This is a genomic window from Seohaeicola sp. 4SK31, assembly GCF_028802875.1.
Taxonomy (GTDB): domain Bacteria; phylum Pseudomonadota; class Alphaproteobacteria; order Rhodobacterales; family Rhodobacteraceae; genus Seohaeicola.
The window spans coordinates 55,326-66,799 of sequence record NZ_JARAMP010000023.1; the positions used below are offsets into that span (position 1 = coordinate 55,326).

At 57.7% G+C, this 11,474-nt stretch carries 12 protein-coding genes and 1 tRNA gene; 8 read left to right on the forward strand and 5 right to left on the reverse strand.

The genetic code is table 11. The annotated features are described in order from the left end of the window. Positions 1–60 precede the first annotated feature (60 nt). The 3 genes from PVW27_RS17300 (at position 61) to PVW27_RS17310 (ending at position 2,537) form a co-directional block, all read left to right on the forward strand. On the forward strand, positions 61–603 hold the full coding sequence (locus PVW27_RS17300; RefSeq protein WP_432762091.1) for an SH3 domain-containing protein: 543 nt from the start codon (positions 61–63) through the stop codon (positions 601–603). An 83-nt stretch (positions 604–686) separates the two neighbouring features. Further along, positions 687–761 (forward strand) — tRNA-Gln (locus tag PVW27_RS17305). A 315-nt stretch (positions 762–1,076) separates the two neighbouring features. Continuing rightward, a complete protein-coding gene (locus PVW27_RS17310) occupies positions 1,077–2,537 on the forward strand; it encodes a hypothetical protein (protein ID WP_274559926.1) in 1,461 nt (486 codons plus the stop codon). Between the two features lie 113 nt (positions 2,538–2,650). On the opposite strand, the gene PVW27_RS17315 is transcribed toward PVW27_RS17310, so the two are convergent. After that, the gene (locus PVW27_RS17315) at positions 2,651–3,070 is read right to left on the reverse strand and encodes a hypothetical protein (protein ID WP_274559928.1); all 420 of its coding nucleotides are present in this window, start codon (positions 3,068–3,070) and stop codon (positions 2,651–2,653) included. 84 nt (positions 3,071–3,154) lie between these two features. After that, the gene (locus PVW27_RS17320; RefSeq protein ID WP_274559930.1) at positions 3,155–3,559 is read right to left on the reverse strand and encodes a hypothetical protein; all 405 of its coding nucleotides are present in this window, start codon (positions 3,557–3,559) and stop codon (positions 3,155–3,157) included. Positions 3,560–3,865: 306 nt separating this feature from the next. On the opposite strand from PVW27_RS17320, the gene PVW27_RS17325 reads away from it, so the two are divergent. The 4 genes from PVW27_RS17325 to PVW27_RS17340 all read left to right on the forward strand — a co-directional run bounded on the left by PVW27_RS17325 (position 3,866) and on the right by PVW27_RS17340 (position 8,681). Continuing rightward, positions 3,866–4,162 carry a restriction endonuclease gene (locus tag PVW27_RS17325; protein WP_274559932.1) on the forward strand — a complete coding sequence of 99 codons (297 nt, stop codon included), beginning with the start codon at positions 3,866–3,868 and terminating at the stop codon, positions 4,160–4,162. Positions 4,163–4,395: 233 nt separating this feature from the next. After that, positions 4,396–5,421, forward strand: coding sequence for a glycosyl hydrolase family 8 (locus tag PVW27_RS17330; protein ID WP_274559934.1), 1,026 nt, complete (start codon positions 4,396–4,398; stop codon positions 5,419–5,421). A gap of 106 nt (positions 5,422–5,527) precedes the next feature. After that, positions 5,528–6,700: an HlyD family efflux transporter periplasmic adaptor subunit gene (locus PVW27_RS17335; protein ID WP_274559936.1), complete on the forward strand. Its 1,173-nt coding sequence runs from the start codon at positions 5,528–5,530 to the stop codon at positions 6,698–6,700. Position 6,701: 1 nt separating this feature from the next. Further along, a complete protein-coding gene (locus tag PVW27_RS17340; protein ID WP_274559938.1) occupies positions 6,702–8,681 on the forward strand; it encodes a glycosyltransferase family 2 protein in 1,980 nt (659 codons plus the stop codon). Here the strand turns inward: PVW27_RS17340 and PVW27_RS17345 are convergent. The 3 genes from PVW27_RS17345 to PVW27_RS17355 form a co-directional block, all read right to left on the reverse strand. Next, the gene (locus tag PVW27_RS17345) at positions 8,665–9,747 is read right to left on the reverse strand and encodes a cache domain-containing protein (RefSeq protein WP_274559940.1); all 1,083 of its coding nucleotides are present in this window, start codon (positions 9,745–9,747) and stop codon (positions 8,665–8,667) included. The two genes, PVW27_RS17340 and PVW27_RS17345, sit on opposite strands and share 17 nt — an antisense overlap. 15 nt (positions 9,748–9,762) lie before the next feature. Beyond that, the gene (locus tag PVW27_RS17350; protein WP_274559942.1) at positions 9,763–10,350 is read right to left on the reverse strand and encodes a hypothetical protein; all 588 of its coding nucleotides are present in this window, start codon (positions 10,348–10,350) and stop codon (positions 9,763–9,765) included. A gap of 224 nt (positions 10,351–10,574) precedes the next feature. Beyond that, the gene (locus PVW27_RS17355; protein ID WP_274559944.1) at positions 10,575–10,883 is read right to left on the reverse strand and encodes a hypothetical protein; all 309 of its coding nucleotides are present in this window, start codon (positions 10,881–10,883) and stop codon (positions 10,575–10,577) included. A 148-nt stretch (positions 10,884–11,031) separates the two neighbouring features. On the opposite strand from PVW27_RS17355, the gene PVW27_RS17360 reads away from it, so the two are divergent. Then, positions 11,032–11,474: hypothetical protein (locus PVW27_RS17360; RefSeq protein ID WP_274559946.1), on the forward strand; the 443-nt coding region annotated here is incomplete at its 3' end.

Here is an 11,474-nt window from a genome sequence, read left to right on the forward strand (position 1 = left end):
GCACAAGAACCCCAATCCAGATTTCACCCGGTCAGAGCGGATAGAAGGCAGGCAGACGCAATGAAAAAGCTGAGTTTTCGGGCGGACCGCGGGTCTGTGCGGGCAAAACGGGCCGTGGCGGCGCTTCTGGCGGTGCTGGTGATGTCACCTCTCGCGCCACAGGCGCAGGCGGCGGACAGGGGCAGCGTCACCAACCTGCCCTTGCCGCGCTACGTCTCGATCAAGTCGGGCGAGGTCAATGTGCGGCGCGGCCCCTCTCTGACGCACCGTGTCGACTGGGTCTTCACCCGCGAGGATATGCCTGTCGAGATCACGGCGGAACACGGCCACTGGCGGCGCGTGCGCGACCGTGACGGTGCGGGGGGATGGGTGCATTACTCGCTGCTCTCGGGAACGCGCACGGTGATCGTGGATCAGGACATGCTGGCCCTGCATAGCCGCCCCGACCCCGCAGCTCCTGCCAATGCGCATCTGGAGCAGGGCGTGGTGGCACGCCTGGACAATTGCACCCCCGACTGGTGCCGCCTCTCGGCCGGAGGCTATCGCGGCTGGGCCCCCAAGACCGCGCTTTGGGGCGTCAAACCCGACGAGGTCAGGGAGTGATGACCAGAAACGCGAAACCTGTCGTTTTTTTCAAGAACGGGTCTTGAACCCGTATCAATGTCAGAGTAATCAGCCCCTCACGTTGGGGCGTGGCCAAGTGGTAAGGCATCGGTTTTTGGTACCGTGTACCGTAGGTTCGAATCCTACCGCCCCAGCCAACAAACATGAAAAATTCAATACTTTCCAATAGGTTAGCCGATGTCAAAACGGCCAACCTGTCCCCGATGTGTCACACTGCTTCACAGCCTGCTTCACATCGTATGCGCGTCAGGCCGAGTCATTCCCGCCGAAGATGGGGTCTGCATCTCGTGCGCAGAAACGGAATCTTCCAGTTCCGCCGCCGCTGGCCAACCGCGCTGACCAAGCACGGCGCGCCTGCATTTCTGTCTGTCTCTCTACGAACCGATGTTCTCAGCGACGCGGTGAAACGGTCGGCCCTCCTGCTGACTCTCATCGAAGCAGGAGAGAGAGACATGATTGCAGTTCTGTCAGACAACCCCGTCTGCGAGACCCGGACCAAAGCCTTGATTCAGGATCTGGTGCGCCGCGCAGTCGCACGGATGCTTGATCGGCAGGAAAGTGATGCGCTTGAGACAGATAGCGCCCACCATCTCGCGCAGATCGAGAGCAAGCGAGCCCGCATCATTGCGGCGCAACGCAACCGGGATTGGGCACTCTCGGAGCAACTGGCCGCAGACATCGCGCCGCAAAATGGCCTGTCGACCGAAGACATCATGCAGCCCGCCGTGGCCCGGCAGGTGCTGGCGGTCATGCGGCAATTGCTGGATCTCGAAGATCGTGTGGAAAGCCAATTCGAAGATCCTCTTCATGCAGGGCGTGAGCTGCTGCAACATCACGGCATCGCCCCGTCCCGCGACGCGCTGACCGCTCCTCTGCTCTTGTCGGAAGCGATCGAGAAAGGCTGTGAAGAGGCGACTGACGAGGTTGAAAAGAAAATCCGGGTCGTTGGGAAGGTCGCACTCGCCTATTTCGGCGACATCTCCGTCGCCTCGCTGACCCTGGAAAAAAGTTTCGAGCTGCTCCATCTGCTCTGGATGCTCCCCAAAGGCTGGGGCAAATCCCACGGCCGCAATCGCTATGAGAAAACCGGTAATGTCTTCGACCCGGTTGGTGAAACGCAGCAAGCGGATGCGATTGACCGCGATCTGATTGCAGCGGTTCTGGCTGAAGAGACCATGTCAGTCCCGGACAAGCGCCGGAAACTCGTCAACGAGCTGACGCCCAGGCTCACCGACAATTATCTCGTCGTGCAGCGCGACATGTTCCAGCGCATCGTCAAAGCGGCGCTCGGTGCGAGGCGGGTCGGGCGTGATATTGATGATGAAGACCGGATCGTGCCCTCGCACCGTCAACTGAAAAGTCGGTTAACGAAGTGGCATAAAGCGCAGAGAACGCCCTGCGGATTGCCGACACGGGTGTCACGCCCGAAGCGTCGCCGCTCCTGGTCCCTTGAAAATATTGCCCGCTTGATGATTTCGCCAATCTATGCCGGCACCTCCTCCCCAAAGCAGCGGTGGCGGAAAGCCTCAGCCAGCCGGCGGCTCATTCTGCGCGACTCCGTCTATTGGGTGCCCCTGTTCATGATCTGCATGGGTCTGCGACCCGAAGAAATATTGCAGCTCGGCGTGAAGGACGTGGTGCGCCGCGACGGGCTCATCTGCCTTATGATCGGTGAGGAAAGCGATGCGGTGCTGAAATCAGAGCAGTCCCGCCGGATCCTGCCTGTGCCACAGTTGCTGCTCGATCTCGGGTTTCGGGAATGGATCGTCGAGAAAATAGATCAGAAAGAAGTTTGGGCCTTCCCGGAAGTGCAGCCTGACAGCTCACATAAACGGCGGTCCCAGATTTTCGGTGACAGATTGCGATCAGTCTTGAAGAAACTGAACTTGGACAGCGAACATGCCCGTCGGTGAACGGAGATGACCCAGGGTCGCCATGAGGATTACGGTTCACTCAACCGGGGTTGTCTTTGACACAATAGGAAATGTTCCCCGGACCGGAAGTCGGCCCGGGGAGATCACCGATCTCAGCGTCTGGGAATGAGCCTTTCGAGCTGCTCCTTCTGCGCGACCACGACACCCAGAACATGGCGTATCAGTTTTGCACGGCAGGAGTTGCAGAGCGGCGCATGATCAATCACGTCGAACATGATCCGTTTTGCGGCGAGATATCCCCCGCGATCCGCCACATCGAGTTGGGAACGGTGTCGATAGCCAAATGGCACCGTCGCCCGGCTGAAGGCTGCGTTCGCGTGCGCGATCACAACCAAGGCTTCGCAAGTTGCTTGCAACTGCGACAGGGTCCATGCCCCTTCCTCCTCATTGTCCACCGAGTCGGCCCAAGCGGCGAGCCGATCCTTGATCGCCTGCGGTCCATTGCACATGGTGACGAGAAACCGCAGGTCAGGGAGAAATGAAAACGACGGGGTGGTGAATTGGTATGTCATGCTGACACCTCCAAAATGAGACCGGGGGATTCCGGCCTCGTCAAGCGCCGCAGGTCCTCCTGAGCTGCGGCGGGTTTGAAGGGGTCAGGTCGTGACCAGATCGTGCTTGCCGGCTGACTTCTGCGCGCATGCTTCGTGCAAAGCGGCGCGCAAGCCGTCAGTCAGCAGACAGATGTCCGCGACGGCCGGGTCGCAGGGATCGATTGCGGCAAAGAACCCGCATTCGTCGTTCATCTCGTCGTGAACATTCTCGAGCGAGAGAATGGATAGCAGCTCCTTCAGAGCGCGCATCGTGCGCGCCGTGGGTTGAATGCTGTTCTGCAGGCCTTCCAGGATGATCGTAACGATGCGGCGGCCTTTCGCACCAGCCAGGAGGCTGGCAGCATTGGTAAGTGCATCGACATTATCGTCGACAAAGCGGCGCAGGCCGATGAAGTGATCACTGGGCAGCACCGGGGTGCTGTTCTTGAAACCGTCGCGGACAAACATGGGAGTCTCCTTCTCGCGTGGGTCCCACCGATCCTGGTGGGGTCAAGCTTCTCTCCCTTGTCTGTCTGTCTTTCTGCCTTTCCCGCCCTTTGCGCCGCCCGGGTCTCGCTCCGAGGACCCGGGCTGCGCAAACGGCGGGAAAATTCCATTCGGCCTCTCCAACCTCTTTATTCTTCAATACATTGCCCTGCACTCATACGGGCTACCCCCTTGTTACTTTCATCCTTCTTGGCTCAATTGGGCTGCAATTTACCGGTCGCCAGCCCGCCGCTTCGCCGTTAAGTTGCTTGAAAACCTGTTGGGGTGATGATGACTGCCATTGACCGTATTCTGAATTTCTATCGCGATGCTGCTGTCACCGAGCGCGAGAAAGGCACCTATTTCGAGCGTCTCGGCCTGGCCTTTTTCCGGCATGATCCCGTGCAGGCCGAAGAATATGAGGCTGTCTGGACTTGGTCCGATTGGGCCAAAGAGAACGGTTGGGACGGCCGTGATGTTGGGATCGACCTGGTCGCCAAGCTTCGGAATGAAGACGAGGGAATAGAGACGTGCCTGACCTATGCCAGCACACTCGACGATGCGCAGAGTTGTGGGAATTGGTAGGCTAACCAGCTTTGTCGGTCATGGCGCGGAAGGGCGGAAAGCGGCCTTTCTCTGGGCGCATGGCAGAAGCCACCGTGATTGGTCAAAGCGGACGTTGATCAGTAGCCAAATCTTCAAACCGCGATATGAAAGGGCCTTCTGCGTTCTCTTGCACGAATTCTGACATGCCGTCGTTGCCCTGATCACCGCGATTTGCGGTGCATACCGAGATACACGTGGCTATAGATGCAACAATGCTTACCCGTCGAAAAATCCTGACAAGCCTTCCCCTTGCCGCAGTCTTTGCCATGGACTGGCGCCAAGTGCGAGCCCTTGAGCCAGTCTGGCATAGTTGGCGCAACACATATCTGCAGAACGGCCGTGTGATTGACCCTCAGCAAAGCCGGATCACTCATTCTGAAGGGCAAGGGTATGGATTGTTATTAGCGCAGGCCTTTGGCGACCGGAGCAGCTTCAAGGAGATCGAGGACTGGACCGAAACCAACCTTGCCTTGCGCGACGACAACCTGATGGCTTGGGCCTATCGGCCACATGTCAGCGGGGCCAGTCTTGATCGGCAAACGGCTACCGATGGCGATCTATTCCGGGCCTGGGCCCTTTTGCGTGCAGAACGCGACTCGGGATGGGCCGGATACGGGGAGAAGGCAATTGCGATTGCTCGGGACATTGCCACGTATTGCCTTGTCACTGATCCAAGGGCCCCTCTGGAGTATCTCTTGGCACCCGGGGCTGAATCGCGGCGCGGGCCGGACAGGGTGTTGATCAATCCCTCTTACATCATGCCACGGGCCCTGAGGGAACTGGGCGTGGCAGCAGCGGATCCCCGTCTGATCCGCGCGGCAGATCATGGTGAAACAGTCTTGTCGGAACTGGCCGCGACAGGTCTTTTGCCGAACTGGATCGACGTCACCGTTTCAGGGTTTGTAGACCCGCGAGAGCATGAGGTCATCTGGGGATATGACGCGTTGCGGATCCCCCTCTACCTTACTTGGTCAGGACGTCGTGATCATGCAGCCGTCGCCTTGGGCCTTTCCCTTCTCACTGAGAATACGGAGGAGGCGCACCTTGCTGTTGAAGTCACCGTTTCTGGCGACGTGCGCACACAAAGCAACCTTCCGGGCTATTTTGCGATTGTGGATGTTGCCGCGTGCCGCAAACTGCACTCCTCGGAACGCATCGGCCAACCACCGTTCTACTATCCAGATACCCTGGCGCTTCTATCGGACGTGGCTACTCGTGAATCCGGCTGCTCCCTTTAAGTGAACTTTGGCAAGAAAACCTCTTCCGTCGGTTGAGAATGTCAGTTTTTGCCATCATTCTGCCAATCATATCCATTTTGATAGTCGGACGGACGATAGGTAATACATGCGCTATACAAGACTGTTCATCGGCCTTCTGGCTGTGGTTTTTGCACTCTGGATCATCGTCGGAGAGCAAATGTCCGGGGCAAGCGCAGATGCTGTGGTCAATGCACCCGTAGTAACGATGCGCGCGCCGGTCGCCGGCAACCTACGCATCCAACCCAGACAACTTGGATCAACGGTTGCGAGAGGTGAAGCGATCGCCAGCATCCAGGACCCGTTGGTTGATCGTGTCCGGCTGGATGACCTGCTGATGGAATTGCGCCTCGCCGAGGCAGCGCATGGCCAGCTTACGGCGGTGCTGCAAGAGACAGAGTCGATCCGTGAGCAACTTTTGGCGCGTGGATCGGTTTTCCGTGAACAACGGCTTGCAGAATTGCGGACGCGTCTGGACCATGCAGAACAGCGTCTGGCTATCATCGAGGCGGCGGAAAGCGAGGCCGATCTTGATCCGCAAACTTTGGATGAACTGGCAGATGATAGCGAACGACTGCCCGCAGAGCCGCGCAGTCTGGCGCTTTTGTTGGATCATGCGCGCGAACGCGTCGCCCTTCTCGGCATTGCACTGAAAGCGGCCGAACAAGGAGTTTATCTGGGAGACGGTTACAACGATGCGCCGAACGCTGAGCAGCGCGCGGTCGAGCTTGCCTCCGAGGTTGCCTCGCTGACGACACTGCTGGCAGAAGCCGAAGCGCGCCGCGATGCAATTCAGGAACGCATCAACCGCGAGAGGCTGCGCGTAAACGCCTTTGCTGGCGGCGAGATCCTTTCGCCTGTGAACGGGTTTTTCTGGGAGATTCTTGAGGCGGATCAGGTCGCTGTCCAGCGTGGAGATCCACTTGTCCGGCTTGTGGATTGCGAGGCGACCATAGTCACCCTGTCGGTCACCGAGCGCGTATTCACCCGCCTGACGGTGGGTCAGTCGGCCAGTTTCCGCCTTGGTGGCAGTTCGACGGTCTATGACGGCACGGTCAACCGGCTTGCCGGCAGTGGCGCCGAGACGATCTATCGCAACCTTGCCGTAGCCCCCAGCCAGCGACATCTGGAGCGGTTCGACGTGACGCTGCAGGTGCCAGGCCTCCGTCAGGGTTCCGGCGGTGCCTGTTTGATTGGCCGCACCGGACGTGCCTTCTTCGAGACTCGGCCTCTGGACTGGCTGCGCGATCTGTTCGGCTGACATGCCTGATTTTCTATATTTCGGCGAACTCGGATCAAGCACCATCCATCTGGTGCTTATCCTGGGGATCGGGCTTATGCTGCCCTATTGGGTCGATGTGCTGAACAACAGGCATCGAGCGATCCTTTTCACTATCACTTTTCTGCTTGCCATGCGCTACATCTGGTGGCGGGGAGCAGAGACGCTTGCCCCGGCCGGTTGGACAATCGACATGCTGGCCAGCTGGTCACTGTTTGGGTTCGAACTTCTGGCGATGCTGGGATCCGTCAGTGCCATGGTCGTGATGTCGCGTATCCGTCAGCGCAGCGAAGAGGCGACGCAGAACGCCGGTTGGTGGGGCCAGATCGAGCCACGCGTTGCCATCCTGATCGCAACCTATAATGAGGACCTTGATGTCCTTGAAAGAACGATTATCGGGGCGAAATCCCTGAGGCATCAGAACAAGGAAGTTCTGGTTCTGGATGACAGTCGACGCGACTGGCTGCGCGATTATTGCGCGGACCAAGGCGTGCGCTACATGCGGCGGCCCGATAACAAAGGGTCCAAGGCCGGCAACATCAATCACGCGCTGGAGCGTTTGGCCGAAGATCCAATACCACCCGATTTCGTGGCTGTGCTCGATGCCGATTTCATTCCGCATCGTGGATTCATCTCACGCTGCTTGGCGCTTTTCCATGATCCAAAGGTGGGGCTGGTGCAGACCCCTCAGCATTTCTTTAATGCCGACCCGATCCAGCACAATCTTGGGATCAGCCACTCCTACCCCGATGAACAAAGATTCTTCTTCGATCACATGCAGCCGTCCCGCGATGGCTGGGGGATCGCCTTTTGCTGTGGCACGTCCTCCATCTGCCGCTGGCAAGCGTTGCGCGACATCGGTGGCCTTCCGACCGAAAGCATCACCGAGGATTTTTTGCTGACCCTGAGCTTGCAGGACAAAGGCTGGAAGACCGTCTATCTGTCAGAGCCACTGACCGAGGGGCTGGCCCCCGAAGGCCTGAAGGAATACACGACACAACGCGCGCGTTGGTGCCTTGGGTTGATGCAGATCGCTCGGTCACGCCTTGGCCCATTCGGGCGCAACAACCTGCGGCTTAGGGATCGCTGGAGTGTGTTCGACTCCGTCTTGTTCTGGACAACCAGTTTTCCCTTCCGCATCGCCGTTGTCGTCTATCCGCTGCTCTACTGGTATTTCAGCATCATCGTCGTCGATGCCGCGCTGGCGGAGGTCGTGACCTATTTCGGCTGTTTCTTCCTTTGGTCGCAGATAGTCCAGCGCGCGCTAATGCCTGGCATGGTCATGCCTGTTCTACATGACGTGGGACAGTTGGTCAGCGCCATCCCGATCAGCCGTGCAGCATTCGTAGGTCTTATTAAGCCGAAAGGTCATCCCTTTTCGGTCACGGCAAAAGGCGGGGACAGGACAAGAATTGTCGTCCAATGGCGCATGATGGCGCCCTTTCTTGTGTTGCTGATCCTTACAGTTCTGGCGCTGCTTATGGGCATCTTTTTCGACAGCTTTGCCTTCTACGACGCAGGGGACGGCAAATGGGTGGTGATCTTCTGGACAATCTACAATGTGGTCGTGCTGTTCCTAACCGTGCTGGCCTGTGTCGAGTTGCCGCGACGCGAGCGCCACATTGCAGATCTGCCTGATCGCGGAATCCTTGTCGCCGAGGGGAAGGTCGCGCGCTACTGGATCACCTCCCTCACGATGGAAGTGGCGCGACTGCGTGGCAAGATCCTCTCTGTCGGGACAGAAGGCACCTTGCGTCTGCACGGCATCGGCGATCTGCCGGTTGAGGTTGTCGGAGAAACCGTCGACGGGATGCGCGTGCGCCTGATGCCAAATCCGGAGCAGAGAGAGGCACTCATGCTTCGGTTCTATGCTGAAGGTGCCGCGCCGGGGATCGAGCGTGCCCGCCTTTCGGGGCTCATGATGGGATTGGGGCGGCGCCTATCCTTCAGCTCTCGTCCTTGACGCGGTCATTTTGTAGCCGCGTCAGAGCATCCGACAACAGTGCGGCTTCATGTGTGACCCGGGAGCTGTGCGGATAGTCCTGCGATCCCTCCGCAATACGGGCCGCCGTATTGGCAAGTGAGGTGATCGGCACCATGAAGACCTTCGAGAAGAGAATAGCCGCAGCAAGTGACAAGCCCACTCCAACCAAAGAGGCGTAAAGCGCCCCTTGCTGAACAAAATCTGCCCGGAAATCAATCGCTTCAGCGTCGAGGCGACCGACCATTCGCCACCCAAAGCTGGGCAATTCTCCGAAAGACACTTCTGGCACCAATGAGGCAAAGTAGTCGCGACCATCCGGCCAGGTTTCGCGCTGCTGCGATTGCACGCCTGTTTGCGCCGCTCGCAAGATCTGCAGATCAGCAGAACTGGGTGCCTCTCCAGTAGACGAGGCAGACACTTCACCGTTCGAATTGATCAGAAACAAATCCAGATTGAAACGCGACGCTGTCTCGCGCAGGTAGTTCTCAAGCCACTTCTCATTGATATGCATCCCCAGAACGCCAATCGGATCGCCGTTGGCATCCATCACAGGCCGGGCAAGATCAATGAAGCGAAGGGGGTCTGTGGAATTGGGATTCAAGATCTGCGCCAGCAGGACGGCGTCATGCACATCTCCGGCAAAACCGCCATTCAACCCATTCCGGAACCATGGCCGTTCGCTGACCGACTGGCCCAACAGAAGGTCATTGTTCGCGGCCACGACTTGCCCCGTCAGATCAGCAAATCCGATCCATGATATTCGGCTGCCATTCCCGCTCATCCCCGACAAGACGTCTGACAAGCGAGCGGATTCCATTTCTGCAACCTGATCAGACAGGCGCACAAGATCACGCCAGTCGCGTTCCAGTGTGCGGGCAAGATCTTCGGCGGCTACCGCCGTGCGGAACCGGACTGTATAGTCCAGGTTGCCTTCGGTCATACGGGCAGATTGAACAATGACCACGCTGGTCAAAAGCACGGCCATGGCCGAGACACAAATCAAGGTAAAGATGAGAAAGGCGCGGCGCAGGGTGATGTCAGGCAATGGCGAACATGTCCCTCAGAAAGTGTTGATGTTGAAACCGATGAAAACCTCTTCTGAACGCAACTTGTAACCAAACCTCAGGCTTGCGGGCCCGTCCGAAAGCTTTTTCTGAACGGCAATCGTTGTCTCCCGATAGCTATCGCTACCCCCATCAGAGAGTTCAAAGCTCAGCCTTTGTTGCTGCAGCGTCAGTTGGGCCAGCACGAACCACGCCGCATCGATGGAATTCAATTCGATCAGACCGTAGACGGATCCGAAGGGCGTCGCAGTATAACGGTCCAGAGACAGCTTCACACCTGGTTCAGGATCACCCCAAGCCCCATTCTCGCGTAGCAGGCCGATGGACGGACCAAGCTTCAGCACTGCCACTTCTCCAAGTGGAAACGCATAGGTCACGCTGGTGATGGCAGAACTGCCACCTTCATAATCCGATAGATTGAGCCCGAAGTTCCATGGACCTTTCGCCACTGTTGTCACGAAAGATCGCGTATCGCGTCCCGCATCTGTTTGCATGAAGAAACCATCAGCCAATGCGGGCTGCGCCAAGCTGGCAAGGCCCATAGCACCGATAATCACCCTGATCATTTCTTTTATTGAGATCATGAAAAGTTTCCTGTGTGCCAGCTTTCAAAAGGACACACCAAAAGTGAAACATATGGCGCCCAAGATTGCCAGCCTTAGAGGATGCCAGATACCGCACGCAACATGAATGTCCGGTTTGGACAAGCTGCATCACAGCGCCCAAAACGAAGACGAATGACCGCAATGGGCCGATCCTATATGAAAGCCTCACTGTTACAGACAGGCATCCAGGCGGTCGGATACTGCTATATAGCGAAGCGTTCGAGTGCCCCCTCCAGCGCACAGCATTCAGCAAAAAAATAAACTTGCAGCGATGGATTGAAGAGCTCGTTGCGCATGCCGATATCCACGCAATCCGCGGCGGACTGGGCGCAAGTGCTGTCACGCAGCAGATCCATCTGACCGCTGATGGCATACTGTGTCTGCCCGCGATCGTCGGGCTCAAAGGTTTGAACTAATTGCGCTTCTGTGGAAGTTTGTTCAATCGTGAGACACTCCAACCGGCTTGCTTGGATGCAACTGGTTCTTGGGCGCTTCGTGGTCACTGCGATCACTTGGCTGTCCCCTTGACCGTCCCTCATCACGACGCCTTTGCCTGTTTGACACTCATGGCATCCCACACCTCTGAACTTCTTCTTTCAACATCAAAACAACCATGCGAACGCGCACGGTCGCTCGCACAACTTTAGAAAGATCCCGACGATGCCATATCTCACAGCAATCATAGCGAGCATTATCTGCCTCGGTGCTGTTAGCGCGATCTACTGCAGCAGAGTATTCTCCAAGCCGGGAAGTTGGTTTCGCGGAGAAGTAGTGGATATGCTATTGATTTCCCTTCTATCCGGTTTCTTCCCCTTGGCACTCGCGGCCAGCTTGATGGGTCTGCAGGACGATCTGGGTAATGGTTTCAGCTCGTCGGCAATGCGCTCAGCAGGGTTGGATTTCATAGCCTTGTTTGTGCTGGGCGCGAGTTTCATGATTTTCCTCGCTCTTGTGAAAGCGGTTCTTCGCGAAGCTGATGCCTGTCAACGGCGGAGACAAAACCGGCCACGTGGCGGCGCAAAAGTAGGCCAGTGGCGGGGCACTAAGCGCCATGGCGCGTGCGCTCCCCAAATAGTTGGCATGTGCCATGGCGCATTGGCCCG

What these genes read in the sequence shown, in the direction of transcription:
- PVW27_RS17325 (WP_274559932.1), top strand. Translation starts at nt 3,866, where the DNA reads ATGATGACTGCCATTGACCGTATTCTGAATTTCTATCGCGATGCTGCT.
- PVW27_RS17330 (WP_274559934.1), top strand. Translation starts at nt 4,396, where the DNA reads ATGCTTACCCGTCGAAAAATCCTGACAAGCCTTCCCCTTGCCGCAGTC.
- PVW27_RS17340 (WP_274559938.1), top strand. Translation starts at nt 6,702, where the DNA reads ATGCCTGATTTTCTATATTTCGGCGAACTCGGATCAAGCACCATCCAT.
- PVW27_RS17335 (WP_274559936.1), top strand. Translation starts at nt 5,528, where the DNA reads ATGCGCTATACAAGACTGTTCATCGGCCTTCTGGCTGTGGTTTTTGCA.
- PVW27_RS17310 (WP_274559926.1), top strand. Translation starts at nt 1,077, where the DNA reads ATGATTGCAGTTCTGTCAGACAACCCCGTCTGCGAGACCCGGACCAAA.
- PVW27_RS17315 (WP_274559928.1), bottom strand. Translation starts at nt 3,070, where the DNA reads ATGACATACCAATTCACCACCCCGTCGTTTTCATTTCTCCCTGACCTG.
- PVW27_RS17320 (WP_274559930.1), bottom strand. Translation starts at nt 3,559, where the DNA reads ATGTTTGTCCGCGACGGTTTCAAGAACAGCACCCCGGTGCTGCCCAGT.
- PVW27_RS17350 (WP_274559942.1), bottom strand. Translation starts at nt 10,350, where the DNA reads ATGATCTCAATAAAAGAAATGATCAGGGTGATTATCGGTGCTATGGGC.
- PVW27_RS17300 (WP_432762091.1), top strand. Translation starts at nt 61, where the DNA reads ATGAAAAAGCTGAGTTTTCGGGCGGACCGCGGGTCTGTGCGGGCAAAA.